17 protein-coding genes are annotated in these 23,190 nt (G+C 37.9%); 10 read left to right on the top strand and 7 right to left on the bottom strand.

What is annotated here, in order from left to right; genetic code table 11:
- The first annotated feature begins 86 nt into the window (after window positions 1-86).
- Window positions 87-701, top strand: coding sequence for a 4'-phosphopantetheinyl transferase family protein (locus AC59HC_RS15850; protein ID WP_216444137.1), 615 nt, complete (start codon window positions 87-89; stop codon window positions 699-701).
- On the opposite strand, the gene AC59HC_RS15855 is transcribed toward AC59HC_RS15850, so the two are convergent.
- Entirely contained in the window at window positions 682-2,946 is a 2,265-nt protein-coding gene (locus tag AC59HC_RS15855) for an FUSC family protein (RefSeq protein ID WP_411413950.1), read from the bottom strand. The genes AC59HC_RS15850 and AC59HC_RS15855 overlap by 20 nt on opposite strands.
- Window positions 2,947-3,176: 230 nt before the next feature.
- Here AC59HC_RS15855 and blaCHM point away from each other — a divergent pair, with 230 nt between their 5' ends.
- Window positions 3,177-3,938 carry a CHM family subclass B1 metallo-beta-lactamase gene (gene blaCHM, locus AC59HC_RS15860; protein ID WP_343640058.1) on the top strand — a complete coding sequence of 254 codons (762 nt, stop codon included), beginning with the start codon at window positions 3,177-3,179 and terminating at the stop codon, window positions 3,936-3,938.
- Window positions 3,939-4,078: 140 nt separating this feature from the next.
- Here the strand turns inward: blaCHM and porV are convergent, their stop codons facing one another.
- Both porV and porU read right to left on the bottom strand, forming a co-directional pair.
- Window positions 4,079-5,242 (bottom strand): type IX secretion system outer membrane channel protein PorV, encoded by a 1,164-nt coding sequence (porV, locus tag AC59HC_RS15865; RefSeq protein WP_062674515.1) that lies wholly within the window; start codon window positions 5,240-5,242, stop codon window positions 4,079-4,081.
- Window positions 5,243-5,302: 60 nt separating this feature from the next.
- Window positions 5,303-9,205: a type IX secretion system sortase PorU gene (porU, locus tag AC59HC_RS15870; protein ID WP_496558972.1), complete on the bottom strand. Its 3,903-nt coding sequence runs from the start codon at window positions 9,203-9,205 to the stop codon at window positions 5,303-5,305.
- A 164-nt stretch (window positions 9,206-9,369) separates the two neighbouring features.
- Here porU and gldJ point away from each other — a divergent pair, with 164 nt between their 5' ends.
- Together gldJ and AC59HC_RS15880 are read left to right on the top strand one after the other, a co-directional pair.
- Window positions 9,370-10,971 (top strand): gliding motility lipoprotein GldJ, encoded by a 1,602-nt coding sequence (gene gldJ, locus AC59HC_RS15875; RefSeq protein WP_110011788.1) that lies wholly within the window; start codon window positions 9,370-9,372, stop codon window positions 10,969-10,971.
- A gap of 152 nt (window positions 10,972-11,123) precedes the next feature.
- Window positions 11,124-12,395, top strand: a complete 1,272-nt coding sequence (locus AC59HC_RS15880; protein WP_496558973.1) for a UDP-N-acetylmuramoyl-tripeptide--D-alanyl-D-alanine ligase — start codon at window positions 11,124-11,126, stop codon at window positions 12,393-12,395.
- A gap of 160 nt (window positions 12,396-12,555) precedes the next feature.
- Here the strand turns inward: AC59HC_RS15880 and AC59HC_RS15885 are convergent, their stop codons facing one another.
- Window positions 12,556-13,167 carry an NUDIX hydrolase gene (locus tag AC59HC_RS15885; protein ID WP_062674523.1) on the bottom strand — a complete coding sequence of 204 codons (612 nt, stop codon included), beginning with the start codon at window positions 13,165-13,167 and terminating at the stop codon, window positions 12,556-12,558.
- A 36-nt stretch (window positions 13,168-13,203) separates the two neighbouring features.
- Here AC59HC_RS15885 and AC59HC_RS15890 point away from each other — a divergent pair, with 36 nt between their 5' ends.
- Window positions 13,204-13,593: a hypothetical protein gene (locus AC59HC_RS15890; protein ID WP_034699917.1), complete on the top strand. Its 390-nt coding sequence runs from the start codon at window positions 13,204-13,206 to the stop codon at window positions 13,591-13,593.
- Window positions 13,594-13,641: 48 nt separating this feature from the next.
- Here AC59HC_RS15890 and AC59HC_RS15895 read toward each other — a convergent pair whose 3' ends face one another.
- The 3 genes from AC59HC_RS15895 to bamG are packed head-to-tail and all read right to left on the bottom strand — an operon-like array spanning window position 13,642 to window position 16,602.
- Window positions 13,642-14,685 (bottom strand): anhydro-N-acetylmuramic acid kinase, encoded by a 1,044-nt coding sequence (locus AC59HC_RS15895; RefSeq protein WP_496558974.1) that lies wholly within the window; start codon window positions 14,683-14,685, stop codon window positions 13,642-13,644.
- A gap of 11 nt (window positions 14,686-14,696) precedes the next feature.
- Entirely contained in the window at window positions 14,697-15,287 is a 591-nt protein-coding gene (gene lptC, locus AC59HC_RS15900) for an LPS export ABC transporter periplasmic protein LptC (RefSeq protein ID WP_110011447.1), read from the bottom strand.
- Between the two features lies 1 nt (window position 15,288).
- The gene (gene bamG / locus AC59HC_RS15905) at window positions 15,289-16,602 is read right to left on the bottom strand and encodes a BamG family beta-barrel-assembly machinery protein (protein ID WP_137905272.1); all 1,314 of its coding nucleotides are present in this window, start codon (window positions 16,600-16,602) and stop codon (window positions 15,289-15,291) included.
- 310 nt (window positions 16,603-16,912) lie between these two features.
- Here bamG and AC59HC_RS15910 point away from each other — a divergent pair, with 310 nt between their 5' ends.
- The 5 genes from AC59HC_RS15910 (at window position 16,913) to AC59HC_RS15930 (ending at window position 23,111) form a co-directional block, all read left to right on the top strand.
- Entirely contained in the window at window positions 16,913-18,031 is a 1,119-nt protein-coding gene (locus AC59HC_RS15910; protein ID WP_496558975.1) for a DNA polymerase III subunit, read from the top strand.
- Window positions 18,032-18,334: 303 nt separating this feature from the next.
- Window positions 18,335-18,973 (top strand): TetR/AcrR family transcriptional regulator, encoded by a 639-nt coding sequence (locus tag AC59HC_RS15915; RefSeq protein WP_496558976.1) that lies wholly within the window; start codon window positions 18,335-18,337, stop codon window positions 18,971-18,973.
- Complete coding sequence (locus AC59HC_RS15920) at window positions 18,957-20,273, top strand: TolC family protein (RefSeq protein WP_202838981.1); 1,317 nt, start codon at window positions 18,957-18,959, stop codon at window positions 20,271-20,273. The genes AC59HC_RS15915 and AC59HC_RS15920 overlap by 17 nt, the downstream gene beginning before the upstream one ends.
- A gap of 16 nt (window positions 20,274-20,289) precedes the next feature.
- The gene (locus AC59HC_RS15925) at window positions 20,290-21,393 is read left to right on the top strand and encodes an HlyD family secretion protein (protein WP_496558977.1); all 1,104 of its coding nucleotides are present in this window, start codon (window positions 20,290-20,292) and stop codon (window positions 21,391-21,393) included.
- 140 nt (window positions 21,394-21,533) lie between these two features.
- The gene (locus AC59HC_RS15930; RefSeq protein ID WP_062674556.1) at window positions 21,534-23,111 is read left to right on the top strand and encodes a DHA2 family efflux MFS transporter permease subunit; all 1,578 of its coding nucleotides are present in this window, start codon (window positions 21,534-21,536) and stop codon (window positions 23,109-23,111) included.
- Window positions 23,112-23,190: the final 79 nt, after the last annotated feature.

A 23,190-nucleotide genomic window follows, 5' to 3' on the forward strand; every position in this document is an offset into this window, starting at 1 on the left:
GAATAGTAACTTCCATCTTCCGGCATCCATCTTCCATTCCTTTCAACTTCCGCATCTTTTCACTATTTTTGTCCAATAAAAAAAGAATGCCCCTCTACAGAGATTTTTCAGATGATAATGCCACCATTCTGGTTTGGAAGTACGATGAAAGTGAAGAACTTGATATCAACCAACTTCTGGAGCCTGAAAATGCTGAGAAGGTAAAAGATTATCATCCTAAAAAATTGCTGGAAGTCCTGATGGTTCGCAAGCTCCTGAAAGGATTAAAGCCTAATTCTAAAATTTTATATAAAGAAAGAGAGCCTTTTCTTTCTCCCTACGATGCGGAAATATCTATTACGCATTCTTTTCCTTTTGCAGCGATTGCTGTTTCTAAAAATAAAATAGGAATTGATATTGAGAAATTCAATCCTAAGATTTTAAGAGTGATTGATAAATTTACCTATGAGAATGAGCGTGGATTTATTCCGGAAGACAAAGCGGATACTTTCTATACCATTATATGGAGTGTAAAAGAAAGCATGTACAAAATTCATCACTCAAAATATTGGTCTTTAAAAAAGAATTATGAAGTAAAGCCTTTTGAGCTGAAGCACCTTCATAAAATCAGTTGCCGTGTTTACGATGATCAGTTTTCAGATGAATTCAAAGCCAGGGTGGAATTCTTTGACGATTACTGCTTTACGATTGTGGAGGAGTAGGCTCAGTTTCGTTTTTATATTTTTCGATCACTTTTCTCTGCTCTTTTGCGACATCATAGATCAGCTCAAGAATATCGTGGATATTTTTAAGCTCGGTTAAATGTGAAATTTTATCAGGATCTCTTCGGTCAACAATTTCATTTTCTTCAATCTCTGTTTTTCTTTTCAGGAGCATATATTCAATGGAGGAATCTTCCGGCTCAAGGCGGCTTTCCATTTTCAGTGTTTCGTTAATATCATTTCCGTTGAGAAGGGTAGAGGTTTGCTGCATTTCGGCCTCAATCTTTCTGCTCCAGCTTTCAGCATCTATTTCAGGATACTGCTCATTACTTTTTGCATATTGGGATAGGGAAGCCGTATAGGCAGTAATCAGGTGAGATGTTGCCACAAACTGGTGAACCACTTCCAGTTTTTTCTGCTGATTTTTAGGATCAGAAATCATTCTCTGGAAATTATCGGAAAGGTTAGCCAAAGAAATAATGGCATTTTTTCGCTTTACCTTATAATCTTCGAGATCGAAATTTCCCTGTAGGAATTTGGAAATCACGCTCTGGAAGTAGATAAGGTTGTCCGCGGCAGACTTCTTCATTAGATCCAGGTTTTGCGTATGTTCCCAAACCGGCAGTACAATATATGACACGGCAAAGGCAATGATCCCGGCAATAGCAGTATCCAGGATTCTGTCTTTAAAAATAACATTGACTTTCCCTGGGTTTAAGAAATTAAAGCTGAGGAATACATAGATTGTCATAAATAATACCGCCCAGAAATATCTTCCTTTCAGAAAGCTGAAACACATGATCATGCTGATCAGAAGGATCGCAAATAAAACGCCATTAATATGGACAAAATGGAGAATGGCATAAGCTATACTTGCTCCGGCAATGGTTCCATAGAGACGGAGAAGGTTTCTCTGTTTAGTGATGGAATATGCGGGTTTTAAGATCGCTGTAATGGTAATTAATATCCAATACGTGTGTCCAAGTCCCAGAAAATCGAACATAGAAAAAACGTATCCCAATAGCAGAGCTGTTGTAATTCTTATAGCATGGCGGAAATGGGAAGATGATAAGGAAATATTATTTCTCAGAACCTTAGCATTCAGTTTAGGTTCATTGGGCATAAATTTCTTAAGATCCAACCCTGTAGATAAACTTTTCGCCAGCTTGATATCCTGTGAAAATACTTTATATATTTCGTTGATTTCTTTCGTGATTTCATAGATACGCATCAGGATCTGGCGCAGGATCATGAAATTTTCCAGATTGTCGGGAGAAAGCTGTTTATTTCTGAGTTCGAAATAATTATAATTTAAGTTTTTTAATTCCTCTTCCAGATTAAACATCGGCTTGGCTCTGGTACCACTTTGCAGGGCGATTCCGATATTGGTGATCTCTTCCGCCAGAAGGTTAAGATAATCATGGATATTCACCAGGATCATACTGTCTTCAAAGCTCTGCTGTAACTTTTGATAGTCACTTTCCGAGGTCATCAGTTTTTCATGAAGGTCCATCGAATTAAGAAACATCAGCATTAATAAGCGGCTGGTGGTCGTAGATTCATTGACAATAGTTCTGGTTTTGAAAACGGTTTCTCTGGTATCTTCCTGAAGGTTTTTTATTTCAATCTGCTTGGCAATAACCTGAGTGGTCAGCTTATTAAAATCCGGATTTTTCTGATAATAATTGGCTTTGATCTTTAAAAACTCAGCCAGCTGAAGATAATTTTCGCCAATCATCTGGCTTGCCAGTTTATAAGGACGAATGGTAGTTACAATAAGGAATATCAACAGAAACCAGATACAGCCTGAAGCAAATATCAGCAGACTTTTAAAAATATTGCTTCCTGTAAGATGCCCGTCAATAAAGATGGCCAGTACTACCAAAGATAATGAGCCTACTGCAGCCAATCTCTGGCCATAAACGCCAATCAGGGAGAAAAACATCCCGAAGACAATGACTTCCAGAATGACCAGCACTTTAATATTCATCACAAGACTGGCAATAAGTGCTACAAAGACAAAACAGCAGATCGCAAAAGTGAGAGCATTTCTTCTTCGGATAAATGGACCTGGCTGGTCGGTAAGGGCTACAAAGCTGGTTCCTAGTGGGAAAAGGAAGTATTCTTTCAAAATCCCGAAGTGGGCGAGGACTAAACAAGGCAGAACAGTAGCTAATGTAATTCTGATCGCAGAATATACATACTGACTGGTTACAAATTTTTTTAGTTCCGCCGAATAGTTCATATTACAAAAATAGCTATTGAATTTAAGAAAATCGCCATAAATAAGAGACTTTTATTAACTTAAATATTATATTTTTTTTAATTAAGATGTAGTATTATTTAAAATAAATTGACAGATGAAACATATGAATGATTCGCCACTTACAATTCGTCATTTTTTAACACAACAGCTAACAAATCCTGTTCCACGAATTCCTATCTTAGCTTATCTCAAGCGTAAATTATCATTTTATGAATTTCATCAGTAAAAATATAGTGGCCATTTTGTTTCCTTTGATCATGTTAAGCTGTAGCTCACAGAGCAAAAACAGTTTTAAAGCAAAGAAAATATATGAATCAAAAACCCTGATCATTACTCAGATTTCAGAGAATTCTTTTATTCATACCTCCTTTAAACAGACCAATGATTTCGGGAATGTACCCTGTAATGGATTGATTGTAAAAGATCATCACGAAACCGTTGTTTTTGATACACCTACCAATGATAAAAGTTCAGAAGAGCTGATACAATGGATTAATGAAAAGCTTGATTCGAAAATTAAGGCCATTATTCCAACCCATTTTCATGATGACAGTTTGGGAGGATTGATGACTTTTCATAAGCACAATATTTCATCCTATTCCTATGTGAAAACAATTGAGCTGGCCAGAGAAAATAATTTTGTTATTCCTGAAAACAGTTTTAATGATTCTGTTATTTTAAAAGTCGGGGATAAAGATGTCATAGCAAAATTTTTCGGCGAAGGGCATACAAAAGACAATGCTGTGGGATATTTTCCAAGCGAGAATGTTTTATTTGGAGGCTGTTTGTTAAAAGAGCTGGAGGCAGGTAAAGGATATTTGGGTGATGCCAATGTTTTTGCCTGGTCCAATACCGTTGAAAAAGTAAAAAAAGAATATCCGGATGTGAAAATTGTAGTTCCCGGCCATGGCGACTACGGTGATGGAAAACTTCTTGACTATACAATTACATTATTTAAAGGTCAAAAGTGAATTTTTGCTTCGCAAAGTGAATGGTGAATGGTTGCAGCATAAAAAAATTGACAAGCGAAGCGGATTCACCATTGACAATTGACATAAAAAAAGCCTCCATACAATAATGTATGAGGCTTTTTTTATCGCTTTTTCTTTTATTAACGATCGTTGTTGGATGTTTCTTCTCCGATGTTCCAGGTTAGACCGAAACGAAGCGTGTTATCCAAAGCACTGTTGATCTTAGACATATTGATCAGGTAAGAAAGATCAAGTCCGAAAGAACGGTATCTTAGCCCAACCCCTGCAGTTGCAAACTGTCTTGCTCCCTGCTCTTCACTTTCATGGAAGTAACCTCCTCTTACAGAAAATGCATTGTCATAAGAATATTCCAGAGCACCACTATACATGATACTGTTTTTATTTTTGAAAGATTTTCCGATACCAGCCATTGGTCCTACATTCGGGATCTGGTAGATAGGCTGTCTTGTATTCGGGTCTATTCCTGCATACTCAGATCCAGGAACTAATAGTTTTGAACCTTCCACAGAAATTCCAACTCTGTTCATATCATCCAGGTACATATCGTATCCAACCCCTAATCTTGCCATAGTAGGAAGATAAGATCTTGATTCTTCATTCCCTGTATAATCCAGTTTTGGACCTAAGTTCTGAATAGCTAAACCTGCATTGATTTTACCATCATATCCGCCAATACTGGAGAATCTTGGAGAGGTATAGTATCCTGAAACGTCTACTGCAAAACTGTTCGCAGCCTTAAGTGTTGTATCTGTGTTGAATCCTCCGGCTAAGTCTGAACGGATAAATCTACCGGTAACAGCTCCGGAGAATGAATCAGAAAGTTTCAAAGCGTAGGCAACGTCAATGGAGAATTCGTTTGGTTTTGATGTACCCATTGAAGCAATTTCTGTACCCACCAATTGAGTCAGGTCTACCTGTCCCATATTGAAATAATAGATACTCGCAGAAATTGTAGATCTTTCTTCCTGCCCCAAAAACTTATGGAACGAAGCATATAATAAGAATACATCATTGGTAAGTTTTCCCATGTAAGGCGTATAGTTAAGACCTACGGAAGAACTTGTCCTGCTGAAAGGGTATTTAGCCGCATTCCAGAATTGTGAAAATGCATCCGGAGAGGTTACCACCCCCTGATCTCCCATACCTCCCGATCTTGCATCAGGTGCAATTCTTAAGAAAGGAGCTCCGGTAAGAACTGGGTTTACTTTACCTAAATCTTGCGAATAGCCTAAAAAACCAGCACTCAAACCAAATCCTAATAGCAGTTTAGTAGTTAAATTCATATGTTGTCTTTTATATATTATCAGTTTTTTATTAATATTATTATCTATTGTTCTGTTTAATTATTTCAAAAGTACCATTTTTTCTACAGCTGTAGCACTTCCTTTGCATTTTTCTTGATTTTGACTTTTTGCAAATATCTTAAAAATATACGTACCTTTTGCTACAGTAGCTCCAAAATCATCTCTTCCGTCCCATTCTATGGCCTGACGAGGGGTTCTGAAGCCCTGTAGGAACGGTTCTGCAACCACCGGCTGCGACAAAGTTCTTACCAATCTTCCTGTTATTGTATAAATTTGTACGTTCACATCCAGAATATCATCACAATTGTGTTCAAACTGAATATAGGTTTTGTTGGTAAATGGATTTGGCCAGTTCAGCGGACGGTTTATTGTCAGATGCTGGTCAGACTCATCTTTAACTTCAAAATTTAACGTAGCAGTTGTAGAATTATTGTTTATATCCCAAACTTTAAATGTTAATTGATGCTGTCCTATTGCAAGATTTCTGAAAGGGTAGGTTACATTTCCTTTCTGGTATTCGGCAAGACTAGGATTTAAACATCCGTTTCCTTCTCCCGGAGCATAAAAATCATTTAAAACAACAGTATTGATAATCTGCCCGTCAAGATATACTGTAATATCATGCCCTACACCGGATCCTGTTGAATTGATTCCTGTATCATCGGTAAGACAGGCAAGAAGCATTGGATTCTGATTGGTAATTCCACCATCTGCAAAGTTGGTGTTGTTCATATACAGTTTTACTTTTGGAGGCTGATTATCATTGATTCCGTTTGGATTAATATCGCCAACCTGTACAGCCTGATTGTTGAAAACATCCGTTGACTTATTATCTGCATAGGCTAGTATTCTTCCCTGGCCTACAGCATAGTTAATGTCTTTAGGTACATAGAATTCAGCAGTGAAAACCCCATTTACAGCAGTTCCTGCAGATTTTACAATAGCACTTCCTTCCTCAGTATACTCTAACACCGGAGATAAAACGCCACTGTTATTTAATGTTTTTTTATTTAATCTCTTATCAAAAATATTGATGCTGACCTTTCCGTTGAAGGTATTGTTCAGTGTTCCGTTCGGATTATTGATGTGTCCTTTGATTTTTACAAAATCCAGCCCTCTGATCAGTCCCGGAACAGGTGTTTCAATATTATCAATAACCAGGAGTCTTTGTGGTCTGCTTAATTTCATGGCAGGATCACCCAGTAAGTTTACTTTTAAGTGGTTACTGTTTGGTCCTTTTTGTTTTTTGGCAATTAAGTGGGCATTCCCCAGCGTATTAAAGTCGTCATTGGTTAACTTAAAAATATTCTGAGTAAAGGTATTGGTAAAATCACGTCCATAATCAACCCCGATAGCACGGCTGGAGGTAATCATGGTAGAAACACCTCCCTGTTTCATCTTAATAAACTGTTCTCCTACAGAGTTGGTTGAAGGTTCGTCCCATAATGTAAACTCACAGGTAATGGTAGATACAAACGGGAATCTGCTGTATACATTAGAGAAATTGTTGGCATTCTGAACTTCTGTGCTGGTAAGTACTCTTTCCTGTGCCCAGCCATTGATTCCTCCGTGTCCGAAATAAAACAGATATAAGCTGTTTCCGATAGCATTGGAAATGGCCTGGTTTACCTGCGGATATCTTCGTCCCCCGGAAGTACTCTGGGCGGTAAAGGCATCCATGTATAATTTTTTAACATTATACTCTTTAAGTTCCTGCTGGCCAGGCTGTTCAAATATGCCGGCAAGGGAGTTGTTCATGACATTGTGGAAAGGGCTTCCCCCTTCGTTGTTATCATCCACTACAAAGTCAAGTCGCATACGCCAGTCTCCAAACGGGCTCGACTGTCCCTGAAGGGAATTATAGTAAGCCAGTGTTTTATTGATCATATCTCCGGCTTCACTGGCATTGGCTGCCGGAATTCTGCCAACCGGAAGATCCGGAAGGTTGTTTTCAATTAATAATGTATTCTGCGGCTTGGTCATTACGATATAGTCATCCGTCACAAAAGAGGATACATAATCGGAAGACTGCTCACTCTGATAGCTGGCAACAACGTTTGAATTATTCGGAACCCTGTTTTTATAATCGTATGAAGCATCCCCAAGGATAAATACATATTGAAGTCTCCCCAGTGGAGTATTGAGTTTACTTACGAAATCTCTTATCGCGGTAAGATCTTTACTTCCGCTGCCATATTCCTCGTAGATTTTATTGATGTCAACAATTTCTACCTTATAGTTATTCTTGGTTTGATGGTAGTTGGCAATTCTCTGTGCCTGGCCCATCATTTCAGGAACGGTAAGGATCAGATAATCTACGTTTTGTATTGCGGAAAGATTCTGATTCGAGATTCTTCCCACAAACTGCGGACTGAAAGCCGCATCAGCACGGAAAGCTACAAACTCATTGTTGAAATTCTGATCAGCAGCAGTGTACGCAAAGCTGAAGGAACCGGCTCCTGCCTTATTCACTCTTCTATTGGCGTTTGTAATATCCGTTACATCCCATACCTGTTCTATAGCAGCAGCATTACTGATACTGAAACCATAGTCTGTATTGCTTCCACTTACAATTGAGTAATCCCTGAAGTTCATTTGTGAACCATTGAATGCAAGGTTTTCCTTATACTGAACCTCTACATAATCAAAATAGAAAGTTCCATTCGGATTCTTGGAGATATCAGGATTATAAACCAGTGTAAACTGATTTCCGGTAAGATTGGTTAATGTTCCAGTATAAGTTACCGGATAGAAAGTATACTGATACGAAGAGGTGTCTGTAGGAATTACCTGCAGCGGGTGCGGATTTAAATTGTTGATTTTAAAATCTATCGTATTCTGCTGCGAATTGTACGCTACCACCTGGGTTCTGTATCGTATGACATCATTCGCCTGTATCGGGGAATTGGTAGTAAATGTTACTGTTTTTTCATTGGTGAAAGGAGTATCTTCTACCCATGTTCTACCCACTTTTAGCAGGTTTTTCTGATCCTTGTTGATCACCTGGTAACTGTCATACCTTGTAATCAGCTGGGCAGGAAGGTTTCCGTCTACAGTCGCAACCCTTTTTCCCGCACCTTTATCAAAGTTGATATAATAATAGGAGAAATCCTCATAGATGTTTTTGACATTATTGCTTCTTTCACTGAACCGGGTATCGTGTCTTTTAAAACCGTTCCCGTTGGAAGTATCATAAAGGTTGTATCCGTCTGGACCCTGTGCATAGAAAAGAGCGTAGTCATTGTCATTCCATACCCCGTCATCTTCACCTACCACCTGAATGGCATTTTCCTGTAAAGCACCGTATCTTGGATCCTGGTTGTATTCGGGAAGCATGATTCCCCCGTTTCCATAAATTCTGAAATTTTTAGGATTTACAGAACCCGGATTGATTCCGTTGTCTTTTAAAAACTGCGAAGTGATTTTGAATACTCCGGACTTGTCTACCTTTATTTTATAAAAATTTCCACTTGATAAAGGATTGCCGGTGGTTCCTATTTTATTAACAGTTCCTGTTGTATTGATAAAAGAAGAAGCTTCCGAAACATTAAACGAAGATAATCTCTGAACACGGCCTTTTACATTTTTAAATAAAGCAATACTAATGCTGGCATAGCTTTCACCATCTAAAGTATAATAGGAAACATCTGCTACATCATAATCAGGAAGTCTGCCCTTATCCAGCTCAAACAAATCCTGATTTGAAACGCTTTCCCAGACAAGGTCTGAGATTTTTAATTGCTTTTCTCCGATTTTTTGCTTGCTTACGATAAAAACATTATTTTGGCTGTAAGAAAAACCTTCATTTTTAAAATTAGGAAGATTTAATTTTGTGTCACCAAAATCCTGGATTTTAGAACCATTCCATTCTATGGTGTTTCTTTGAGCGTAAAGTGTTGATGCAAAAGCGATTAAAGATAAAATCGTAATTTTTCGTTTCATGTTTACTATTGAAATTGCTAAATTACAAAATAAATGAAAATTTTAGAATTAAATTGTGATACAATAAAATTAATTTGTTAACGTTTTTCAAAAAAATCAAATGTTTACTTGATTTATTGAATAATTTATTTTTTCTTTGTACTTTGAAAATATTTATATCGACTATGAAAAAACTAAAGTTGTTTTCATTAATAGCATTAAGTTCTACACTTGCATTAACCAGCTGTGGCGGATCAGGAACCAGCAAAGGTGGCGGTACCAAAAAATTTGTCAGCAAAACAGGTTGGAAACCAAACGAAAAACAGGGTTGGTTTTTTGCAGGAAAGCAACAGAAGCAGAAGGGTTGGCCTGGGATGGTATATGTAGAAGGTGGAACTTTTACAATGGGATTAGTGAAAGATGATGTTATGCACGATTGGAATAACACACCTCGCAGAATGCAGGTAAGTTCATTCTTTATCGGAGAAACTGAAATTACTAACTACGAATACCGCGAATACCTTACATGGTTGAAGTATGTATTCCCACCAAGTGACCCGAGTTTTAAGGAGATCTATAACGGTGCTTTGCCGGATACCTTATTATGGGACAACAAATTAGCAAGAAACGATTATAACGAAACGTATCTGCGTTCTCCGGAATTTGATTACTATCCGGTAGTAGGAGTTTCCTGGACTCAGGCAAACAGATACTGTGAATGGCTGTCTGACAGAGCCAATGAAAAAGCTTTGATGCAGGCTGGTATTATTGCCAAAGATTTGTATATCAACGAATCCAACAACCAGGGAGGAACTGCTTTCAACATGGATAAATTCAAATCGAATGATCCTGAAATGCAGGGATATATCAATGAGAAAAGAATGCAGCAGAAAACTGGTATGAAAACGACAAACCAGAGATTGCTTGCAGCTAACAGAGCTCCGAATTCTGCAATGGTACAGAAGTTCAGACTTCCTACTGAAGTAGAATGGGAATATGCAGCTCTGGGTATGGCTAAAAACAGAGAATATAACCAATATCTGGGTAAAAAACCTCAAATTGAAAGATTAAGAGGTTCCAAAGGAAGAGACAGAGGAATGTTCCTTGAAAACTTCAAAATGGGTAGAGGTGATTATTCTGGTATCGCAGGTTGGAAAAATGACGGATCAGCTCAGACTTCTGACGTAAGACAATATCCATCTAACGATTTAGGAATCTACGGTATGTACGGAAACGTTTCTGAATGGACGGCTGACGTTTACAGACCTATCATCGATGAAGATTACAACGATTTCAACTACTACAGAGGAAACATGCCTCAGGCGATCGTAAGAAACGGTGACGGAACTTATAAAATGATCGACGAAGGTACTATCAAGTATGATACGTTAGCGGATGGAAGATTAGTTTACAGAGGACTTCCTGGACAATTCGAAAGACAAACTATTGCTGACTACAGAAACTACAGAGATGGTGACAGACAGTCTTCTTTAGAATATTACAGAGCTTCTGATTCTGCTGCCGGATTCGATATGTACAACGCTCCTAAAACAAGCTTCGTTGTAGATGGAAGCGGTAGAGTGAAACTACAAAAAGATACCAAAGACAGAACTTCTGCAATCTCTAACGAGGTTAGAGTAGTAAAAGGAGGTTCATGGCAGGATACAGCATACTGGCTGGATCCGGGACAAAGAAGATATAAAAATCAAAACAGAGCTTATGGTTGGGTAGGTTTCCGTGTTGCACAGGATGCTAAAGCCAGCGATAAGAGTAGAACTAGAAGATAATATTTATCAAAAAATACTTACAAAAAACCTTCCGGACTTTCGGAAGGTTTTTTTATTTTTGAACCATGAAACCGCTTGGGCTGAAAAGCCTGAAATACTCGTGTAGATTTGGCGGTTGCATGTCAATTCTTAAAAAAAATATATATTTCCACATGAATATAGAACAGTTTTATCCTTTATTTCTGCAGGCGGCAAAAGTAACCATTGACAGCAGAAAAATAGCAGAGAATGATATTTTCTTTGCCTTTTCCGGTGAGAATTTCAATGCAGCTACGCTGGCAGAAAAAGCCATTGATGACGGAGCTCTGGCAGTGATTGTTGAACTTCCGGAATTTGAAAACAGAGATAAAAACATTTTCTATGTTCCGTCTACGCTGGAATTTTTACAGCAATTGGCAATCTATCACAGAAACCAGCTTCATATTCCTTTTATCGGGCTTACTGGAAGTAATGGAAAGACGACTACAAAAGAGCTTATCCATGCTGTTCTTTCGGAAAAATTTAACGTTCAGTATACATCAGGAAATCTGAACAACCATATCGGAGTTCCGTTGACAATCCTTTCCATTAAGCCGGAACATGAAATGGCTGTGATTGAAATGGGAGCGAATCATCAAAAGGAAATTGAATTCCTGTGTACCATTTCACAACCTGATTTGGGGTATATTACCAACTTTGGGAAAGCTCATCTGGAAGGCTTCGGAGGTTTTGAGGGAGTAATCAAAGGAAAGTCTGAGCTGTATGATTATCTTAAAAATAACAACAGAACAATTGTTGTGAATGAAAACGATCCGATCCAGGCTGAAAAGACTGAAAACTATTCACCTAAAATTACTTTTGGAAAAGAAACATCGGATTACAATTTTGAATCTTTTTCCGCTGAACATTTTGTAGGATTGACCTATCAGGGCGTAAAAGCCGTTTCAAAACTGACAGGAGAGTATAACTTTACCAATCTCTGTGCTGCTGCCAGTCTTGGCCTTCATTTCGGAATCAGCTTTGAAAAAATAAAACATGCTCTGGAGCTGTATACCCCCACCAATATGAGATCTCAGGTGGTGAAAAAAGAGGGCAGGACTTTGGTGCTTGATACTTACAATGCCAATCCAAGCTCTATGACCGCTTCTTTAAATAACTTTATCAGTTTTGAAGGCAGCAAAACCATTATCATCGGTGATATGCTGGAATTGGGTGATGAAAGTGAGAAAGAGCATCAGAACATCTTAAAACTGGCTCAGGATCTTCATTTCGATGAGATCATTACTGTCGGAAAACATTTTAAAGCGGTTAATGATTCAGAGTTTGCTTTTGAAAATACGGCCGAATTAGCAGAATACCTGAAGCAGAATACCATTCAGTCTGACAATATATTGTTGAAAGGTTCCAGAGGAATTGCTCTGGAGAAAGTGATCGACTTTATTTAAAGTAAGGAAGCTGGGCGCTGGGGGAGGAGTGTTCATGAAGGAAGGAAATTAAAGACCGTTCTCTTATTTCTTCAGCTTTATAAAATTTCACTGATGAATAACTTAAAGAAGTAATTGGCCGGATAGTAACTTCCGGCTTCATTCTTCCAGCTTCCGGCTTTTAAGATTTCTTCAAATTCCAGAATTCTTTTACGATCAGTTTGATATTTTTAAAAGTACTCGGGAATACTTCATTTTCAATTTCTGAGGTCGTTTTCCAGGCTACTTCGGTGATACCTTCTTCTATCTGCGGTTTGGAAGTATCTTCGCCGTCAAAGTTCATTTCAAACCAATGGGTGCATTTTAAGATTTTCTCCCCGTTTCTTTCTACATAGATATGATAAGTCGTGTTGATGAATTGTACAAGCTCAACATCACTCAACCCTGTTTCTTCTTCTATTTCCCTTACGGCAGACTCTTCTCTGGATTCTCCTTTTTCCATCTTACCCTTTGGAAGATCCCATTTGCCTAATCTTCTGATGAAAAGAATCTTACCTTCAGGATTATTAACAAGACCTCCTGCAGCCTCTATAATTCTGAAAAGCTTTTGAAACTCCTGCCAGATTTCATCCAAATTCTCTCCATACACATTAAGTTCCTGCACAGAAGTATTCTCCAGAAGATCCAGGGCGATCTCTAAAGTGGTATAATTTTCGTACCCAAGCTTTTTTTCAAGTTCTTCAGGATGCTTAGATAGTAATAATTTTTTTTCGTTGACAAAAACTTTATACATTTGTAATAGTTAAGAATTTAAATACAAAAATAAAAAATGAATTTAGAAGGACGAAAGATTATTGTCAATAAATCATCTAAAGAACTTACAGAGTTGCTGAAATCACCTGAAAATTATAAAGATTTTATGCCGGACGGTCTTCAGAAATTTGAAACAAGAGATAACGGATTTAAATTTGGATTACAGGGAATGCCTGAAATCGCTTTAAAAATAGATGAAGTGGATGATCAGAAAGCTGTTTTAAGATCTGCAAGTTCAAGTCTGGACTTCTCATTAACAGCGACATTGAACCCGATCAGTGAAAACCAGACTGAAGTTCAGATGTTATTTGAAGGGAAATTCAATCCATTCATCAAAATGATGGTAGAAAAGCCTCTACAGAACTTTATCAATACGCTTACGGATAAAATCGAAGCTTATAAATAATAAAAACCTTCATTTTTGAAGGTTTTTTTATTTTACAGGAAAGTTTTTTTATGCAATAACTCCCGAACAATGATCCGCTGTACTTCCGGTGGCAGAAGACAATACATTGATCTCGTTATTCATCTTTAAAACGCCCATAAAGGCAAAAATCAGGGCTTCTTTATAATCGATGATCTCTTTTTCAGGGATGATCACTTCGGCCTTTGTTTTTGCTCTTATTTTTTCGATTAAAAAAGTGTTGTAAGCGCCTCCTCCGGTGATAAGGATGTCTTTTATACTATATTCATTGATGACGTTGGCAATCTGCTGGGCAGCATGTTCTGTAAAAGTGGCCAGAGCATCTAAGGCTTCAATATTTTCAAGAAGGGGAAATATATGTTGATGGCACCATTCTATTCCCAAAGATTTTGGATGCGAAATCTGGTAGAAATCCAGGCTGTTAAGCTGGTTCAGTAAAGTCTCATCTACCTCTCCTTGTGCGGCTAGCGCTCCGTTTTCATCAAAATTTTTATGCAGCTGCTGGGCCAGATGGTTCAAAACAATATTCACGGGAGCAATATCAAAAGCGATCCTTTTCCCATCCCATTGTAAAGAAATATTGGAAAATCCACCTAAATTCAGACAGGCGCTGTATCCGGAGAAAAGTAATGCATCACCTATAGGAACCAGAGGAGCTCCGTTTCCTTCCATCAACACATCCTGGCTTCGGAAATCATAGATAACAGGTAATCCGGTTTCCAGCTTTATGGCTCTGCCGTCACCGATCTGCAGGGTGAATTTTCTTTTAGGCTGATGAAAAACCGTATGCCCATGAGAGGCAATCAAGTCGATATTTTCAAGCTGATGCTGATGAATAAATGCTTTAACCTGCTGCCCGAGATAAAAACCATACGCTGAATGCAGTTCCAGCAAATCTTCGGACGAAAGATGAATGGAGTTTCTAAGTTGGGTTTCCCAATCCTCAGAATAGGAGAGTGTTTCGGCTTTCAGGATTTTAAAAGTCCATGTGTCCTGCTTTTCAAATTCAGCAAGACAGATATCCAGACCATCCAGACTTGTCCCGGACATCAGTCCAATAGCCACAGCTTTCATTCTTTTTGGATTTATTTTTTATTTTCAGAAATTCTTTTGGAACTGAAATCTCCGGAATTGTTATAGAATGTGTATTCGGAAAAGTCATCTTTGGCAGTCATTCCATTGGCTCCTACCAGTGTAGAACCGTCTTCCATGGTAACATAAACCGTATCTTTGGTGTAGATTCTGTTTCTTTTCTGATCCCAATAAATACTCTGCATGGCAAATCTCTGTCCTTCATTCGTTTTTATCCTTACATCACCTTTGGCTTCGTAGAACTTTTTATATTCGAAAATACGGGCATATTTAGCGGTAATTCTTCCCGGAACTTTAGGTTTCTTTTTATCAAAAAACTCAATATCAATTCCTTTTCGGGCTACCACATAGGGGCTGTCGATCAGTTCGTATTTTTCAATGATGGGGGCTTTGGCTTTTAAAGTCACAAAGCCGGAGTCTCGCTGTATAATATTGGCGTTGTTGATAATCTGTGAAGGGAAATTTTTGCTTTGGTTGCCATTTCTTTTGGTAAGATCCTCCTCACAGGATGTCAATATAAAAAATATAGCACAACTAAAAAGGCATGCTATATTTTTATATGATATTTTTTCTGAAAAATTCATCTTAGTTATAAAGAGTCTTTCTGAACCATTTATCAGCGAAATTAAAGCCGATTCTCAGGTTGACGAAATTCTGGTTGATCAGGTTGTTTTTAAGAGTTCCTCTTTTACCCACTTCCAATCCGATTTCAAGACCACTCATTCTTGTGATACTGCTGTTCTTGAACGGTAGCATTACCCCGGCTGAAATACCGAACTTATTAATGCTGTTTCCTTCAAGTTTAAGATTTCCTCTTTCGTAGAATGCTCCATATCGGTAGATCACCCTTGAGAAGTAGTTTCTGAAGTTATTATAGTTAGGAAGGTACCATCCACCGGCAGAAATTCTGTAAGTGTCCTGGAAATCAAAAGTCTTACCGAAATAAGAGATGTCTTCTCCTTTTTTATAGTCCAGCTGCCCTGATACAAACCAATGGTTTTCACTACCATATCCAACCCCTAATGAAGCCTGTAACGGAAGAAGGTTTTTGGATTTTGTTTCTTTTTGCTCAATAATGGTTTCCGATCCGCTAAGCTTGGTGGTTTCCTGAGCATCAGAATATCTGTAGGTACTGTTGACGTACTGTGTCGTCATATTACTGGTATTCCCAAAAGTAGCAGTAGCTCCCAATGTGAACTTCTTATCAGTACGTGTATTTAAAGTCTGGTAACTTGTACCTAGTGTAAAATTAAAGTTTCTGACTCTGTTTTTAGTCTCATAGCCATTAACATATTCACCTACATAAGTCCCAAGGTTACTGTTGTAAGCGCGGAATTCATTAAGGTCGTTAAGGTCTCCGAAATAAAGGTTGGCTTTTGCTCCTACGGATAATTCCTGATTGATTTTATAAGAAACAGCAAGCTGAGCCGTATTTAAAGTTCCGCTTCCTTTAAAGCTGTTTTTGTAAAGAGGAGTTTTATCTTCTGTAAACTGTTCCGTTACGATGTCGTAGCTTTTAGAACTGTAAGGCTGATAAGAGATCCCCATTTTTACTTTTGAAGATAATGGAAATGCAATCGAAATATTGGAAAGATACGTAGAATGCTTTGTAGATTTCATATCGTTATAGTTCGATTTGAAATAATTGTTTTCGTTGGTAGCTTCCAGTCTGATACTCGTAAGTTCAAAATTGGCGTTGTTTGCCGGGTTGGCAAAATTGAAACTACTGGTAAAATCACTTATAAAAGCAGTAGATATACCTCCCATAGAAGCAGTTTCGATCGTATTATCATATTTCACATCTCCAATTCCATAAGTTGCATAAGGAGAGTTGCTTAGACTCTGTGCGTTCAGAAAATATCCAACTGATATGAATGATACTACAAAGATTTTTTTCATTCTTGATTTTTAAAACAATGCGCAAATATCTTAAATATTAATGAATTGTAAAAATTATATGTGGTTAAAGTTTGTTAAGGGCTTTCCTTTAAAAGAAAAATGCAAATTTTCAGCAATAAAAATACACTTTGTAAATGTATCGCCTGACATTAAATTGTAAAATCCAATTTTAAATTTAACTCTCATCATATTATTGATATTACCTATAATACAATCAGATATAAAGCCCTTTCATAATTTTAATCTGCATTCATACATTTTAAGCAGACTTAATTTTATGAATTGAAATAAGATTTTTTATCTTTGAAACATGAATTGGGAGAACATCGCCGGACAGACGAATCTGAAAAAACTTCTTAGAGAAAGCATTGCTGAAAACAGAGTGAGCCATGCCCAACTTTTTATAGGAAAGGAGGGATACGGAACACTGCCTATGGTATTAGCCTATGCACGGGAAATTTTCAGCCAGGAAAATGAACATGCTGCTGCGAAGGTTGAGCATCTCAATCATCTGGATCTGCATTTCAGCTTTCCGGTTTTTACGGATAATAAAAACTCATTAAGCAAAAATAAATTTGATGAATTCAGAGAAATGATCCTGGCTTCACCCTATGCAAGTTATGATGACTGGACCGCTTTTTTAGAATCAGAAAATAAACAGTTATTTATTTCTGCGGATGAAGTGGATGACCAGAATCAGAAGTTCTCTTTAAAAAGTTATGAAGGAGGAACCAAAATTCTTATCGTGTGGAGAGCAGATAAAATGAATGTCGCCGCTTCTAATAAGTTTTTGAAATTTTTGGAAGAACCACCAGCAAAAACGGTCATTCTTCTTACAGCTGAAAGTACAAACGATATTCTTCCAACTATTCTTTCCAGAACACAGATTGTAGAAATTCCAAGAATTAATGATGAAGATATAGAAAGTTATCTTAAAAATAATTTCTCTGTTTCAGAAGAAAAAGTGAGAGAGATTGTTCATGAAGCTCAGGGAGATCTCAATGAGGCTATAAAATTGTTGAATTCCGGAGATAAAAGCAACGAGTTTGAAAAGCTTTTCGTACAATGGGTAAGAGATGCATTTATGGTAAAAAAGAAACCGGAATATCTCAGAAGTATTATTTTATGGGCAAGGGAAATTGCAGGGTGGAACAGAGAAAAGCAAAAAAACTTCCTCAATTATTGTTCTGAAATTTTCAGACTGGCGCTGCTTCAGAATTATCAGTCCGAAAATCTGGTTTATAAAAAGATCAATGCGAACGGTTTCAATTGGGCCGGTTTTTCAAAATTTATCAGCGGAGCCAATATTGAGAGTATTTTAGAAGAAATCAATACTGCTGATCTGCACCTGACCAGAAACGGAAACCCTAAAATCGTCTGGACCGACCTGGGGATAAAATTATCAAGATATATTCATAAAAGCACATAAATAAACTCCGGTAAATGCCGGAGTTTTTGTTTTTGTCCTGAACAGATTATTATTTCAGCTCTATTTTCCTTATATTTTTACGTTTACTTCAATTGAATGCATTCTGAAAATATTAAAATTATTGTTCAGGTTTTCCCGAATATTAATTCAAAATAAAACTCTTTTAATCAAAAAGTGCCTTTCCTGCGCTTTCAGCATATATTATAGAAACCGTCTTTTCTTTGCAATAAATTAAATCTATATTAAAAAATCAATCAATCGTTTGATTTGAATGAAAACTTGTGTACATTTGCGCCCTGAAAAATGAACACTAACATGATTTCAAAAGAAGAAAATATATTATTCGCTGCCGAGAAGCTCTTTGCAGAACAGGGATTCGAAGGAACTTCCACCCGGGAAATTGCAAAGGCGGCGAATGTAAACATCTCTATGATCTCATATTATTTTGGCTCTAAGGAAAAACTTTATGAGAAATTAGTGGAATACAGAATGAATGAAGGTCAGTTTTTCTCAAAAGACCTTTTGGGAAGAACAGACATCAACGAATGGCAGAAGATTGAAAGAGTAATCGATCAGTTTTCTCACAAGATCCGGACTCAAAAATGTTTCTACAGGATTATGCAGAGAGAGCAGCTGCATACCAAGAATCCTCAGATTATAGAATTTTTGAAGCAAACCAAAATGGGATTCCTTTCTATGTATTCGCAAATATTGGATAGTGGTCTTAAAAATGGAATTTTCACCAAAAATCCACCTATTTATCTCCTTCATTCTACCGTAAGCGGAACCTTGTTTTATGCATTCAATGCAAAAGAAATGTATAAAGAGTTCCTGAATGAAACAGAAGATGAAGAAGCTTTTGATGAAAAATACTACACAGAACTTAATAAACATATTAAATATTTACTAAAAGACCTTTTAGGTTATGAAGAGAATAAATAACTCAGTGATTGCATTATCACTATTCGTAGGAATAGCAAATGCAAATGCTCAGGAGAAAAGAACACTTACTCTTGACGAGGCCGTGCAGCTGGGAATCCAGAACAGCAAGAATCTCAAGATCGATGCAGCCAAGATCGAAGAGGCTACAGCTGATCTTTTGGAGGCTAAAAACAGACAACTACCGGAATTGAAGGTGTCAGGTAGCTATATGTACCTTCCGATAAAACCGAATGTTGATATCAAACTTCCAGGTCTTGCAGGAGGAGCTGGCGGACCTGAAATACATCAGGTAGTTTACGGTTCTGCTAATCTTAGCGTTCCCATTTACAGCGGTGGAAGAATCAAATACGGAATTCAGTCAGCAAAATATCTGGTAGAAGCTTCTAAATTAAGCACTGAAAATGATAAAATTGCCATTGCTTATAACGTTGCCCAGGCTTATAATAACCTGTTTAAAGCCAACCAGTCCATCAAGGTTTTTGAAGAAAATCTTGCCGCTTCTCAAAAAAGAGATGAAACCTTCCTTAAAATGGAAAACAATGGTTTGATTGCAAGAAACGACAGATTAAAGGCAAATCTTCAGACCTCAAATATTGAACTTCAGCTATTGGAAGCCAAGAATAACTACAATATTGCCAACATCAATATGGATTTATTGCTTGGTCTTCCCGAAACAACGGAACTGGCAGTAGATGAAAATTATATTGAAGAAGGAACAGATGTAAAACCTGTTGATTATTATGTTAATGAAGCCAGAGAAAACCGTAAAGATTTACAGGCTCTGGCACAACAGAGAAAAGCGGCAGAACTGGGATCAAAAGCTGCAAAAGCTGAAAATCTTCCTTCTATTGCATTTACCGGAGGGTATGTAGCAGCAGATATCCCTAAGTTTCTTACCGTATACAATGCCATCAATGTAGGAATCGGGGTTTCTTATAACCTGTCCAATCTTTGGAAAGAAAATTCTTCATTGAGACAATCGCAGGCGAGAGAAAAACAGCTTGCCGCTACTGATGAATTACTGAATGATAACATTAAGCTTGATGTCAACAGAGAATATCAGAACACAGACTATTCAAAAAAGAGAATTGCTGTTTTTGAAAAATCGGCGGAGCAGGCTAATGAAAATTACAGAATTACCAAAAATAAATACGACAACGGGTTGGCAACCATGACTGAATTGCTGGATGCAGACGCAGCTCAGATTGCGGCCAATGTTGGCGTGATCAATGCTAAGGCAGACGCAGCGCTGGCATACAGAAAACTATTACAGACAACAGGAACTTTAACAATTAAATAATCAGATCGAAACCAAAATGGAAAATAATAATACACAGGCAGCTGAACCTAAAAAGAAAAAAAGTTTAGTTTTTCCTATCATTTTAGCGGCAGTAGTAATCGGAGGAGGAATCTACGGTTACAGAGCCTTTACTTACGGACAGTATCACGAAGAGACTGATGATGCTCAGATTGCTTCCAATATGGCACCGGTAATTTCTAAAATCTCTGGCTATGTAGCTCAGGTAAAAGTAAAAGACAACCAGTTTGTGAAGAAAGGAGATACCTTGGTGATTTTGGATAACAGGGATCAGAAAATGGCTCTGGAACAGGCTCAGGCAGCTTTATCTACAGCCAAAAGCAATATTTCAAATGCAGAAGCTACTACCACAGCTACTTCAAAAAATATAGGTTCTTCAGAAGCAGCAGTAGTTACTGCTAATGCTCAGATAGAAGCAGCAAAAGTAAATGTCTGGAAAACTTCTCAGGATCTGAAGAGATATGCTAATCTTGTAAAAGACCATTCTATTACAGAACAACAATATGAGCAGGCTTTGGCTGCAAAACAATCTGCAGACAGACAGTTGCAGGTTTTAGTGGATCAGAGAAACCAAATTGCCCAGCAAACTCACATCGCTTCTTCTCAGACGGCTGCAAGCTCACAACAAATCAGTGTGGCAGGTTCTGTTGCTAAACAAAGAGAAGTAGATGTAGAAAATGCAAAATTGAATTTATCCTATACAGTAATCCTTGCTCCTGAAGACGGATACGTTGGAAAAGTACCTACGCAGGCAGGTCAGTATCTGCAGGCGGGAGCTCAGTTGTTTGCTTTGGTTAAAAACGACCAGAAATGGGTGGTGGCCAACTTTAAGGAAACGCAGGTAGATAAAATGGTAGAAGGGCAGAAAGTGAAAATTGAGATTGATGCCTTCCCTGATAAAGAATTTGAAGGAGTGGTAAGCTCATTCTCTCCTGCTACTGGAGCTACTTTCTCTATTCTTCCTCCGGATAATGCAAGTGGTAACTTCGTAAAAGTAGTTCAGAGACTTCCTGTAAAAATTGATTTTGTAAATCTTGACAAGAATATTGCCAAAAGATTAAGAACAGGAATGAACGTGAAGGCAGAAGTTGCTTTGAAATAACATTTAAAATTGTTAAAAATCAATGAACTTCGTTGTCATGAGTGAATCAGCTTTGCTGTCAATTAAAAGGCAGGCTTTACAATTCACCATTCACCTGCGAAGCAAAATTTGCCATTGATTTTTCACATCGAAAAAAACTTATGCAAGATTCATTAGTAGAATATGGAGCGCGGAGAGTAATTATTACGATTACGGCTATCCTTTGTGCCCTTCTTGAAATTGTAGACTCCACGATTGTCAATGTTGCCTTGAATGAAATGAAGGGGAATCTTGGAGCTACGCTTTCAGAAGTAGGGTGGGTGATTACAGCGTATGCCATCGGGAATGTTATCATTGTTCCGATGACGAGCTGGCTTTCACAGCAGTTTGGGCGTAGAAATTACTTTGCGGCATCCATCATTATATTCACCGTATTTTCATTCTTATGTGGAAATGCGACCAATATCTGGGAACTCGTGTTTTTCAGATTGATGCAGGGAATTGGGGGTGGAGCCTTATTGGTAACCTCACAAACGATTATTACGGAATCTTATCCGATTGAAAAAAGAAGTATGGCTCAGGCTATTTACGGCCTTGGGGTAATTATCGGTCCTACACTAGGTCCGCCTCTTGGAGGATACATCGTTGATAACTTCAGCTGGCCCTATATTTTCTATATTAATATTCCGATTGGGATTGCAGCAACGCTGATGACTCTTCAGTTTGTAAGAAGCCCGAAATATGCAGAAAAACGTAAAGCTTCAGATGTTGACTGGCTTGGAATTGCTCTGCTGGCAGTAACAGTAGGTTCATTACAGTTTATTCTGGAAAGAGGACATGAAGAAGACTGGTTTGAAAGCGGAATGATCGTAGCCTTCACTGTAGCAGCAATTTTAGGATTTATACTATTCCTTTGGCGGGAACTTACCTTCAAGTACCCGATTGTTGAGCTCAGAGTACTTAAAAACAGTAACCTGAGAATCGGGACTATGATGTCATTCGTTCTTGGATTCGGATTGTACGGTTCTACATTCATCGTTCCTTTGTACACCCAGAGTATTTTGGGATGGACAGCACTTCAGTCAGGAGCTTTGATGATTCCGGCTGCATTAACGACAGCCTTCATGATGCCCATCATTGGGAGACTACTGGCAAAAGGAGCAAAACAGCAGATCCTGGTTTCATTAGGACTATTTATCTTCTTTGTTTACAGTTTCTGGGGATACAAAATTCTAACCCCGGATACCAGTAAAGATGCCTTCTTCTGGATGCTGATTGTAAGAGGAGCAGGTCTGGGATTATTATTTATTCCGATTACCTCTTTGTCATTAAGTACCCTGAAAGGGCAGGAGATTGGTCAGGGAGCAGCCTTTACAGGGATGATGAGACAGCTGGGAGGATCTTTCGGGATTGCAGCGATCACCACCTTTATTGCCAATGCGGGACAGAAGTACAGAAATAACTTAATTTCCCACCTGGACGAAAACAGTTTTGATGTTCAGCAAAGACTGGCAGCATTGAAGGCCAATTTCATAGCGAAAGGGATGACTCCTGATGCAGCAATGAATGCCGCCTATAAAATGCTCGACTTATCCGTAACAAAACAGGCCACTGTTTTATCTTATATGGATGTATTTCTTTACCTCGGAATCGTATTCCTGATATGTATTCCGTTTATCTTACTGGTAAAAGAAAGAAAGAGCAAAGAAAAAATAGATTTGAGTGAAGCCATGCACTAGATTGACTAGTCCTGAAAAAGGTTGACTAGTTTAATATTTCAAATATACTTAAATCAGAGTAGGAATTTTCCTATTCTGA

The organism is Chryseobacterium sp. DZ-32 (genome assembly GCF_059587025.1).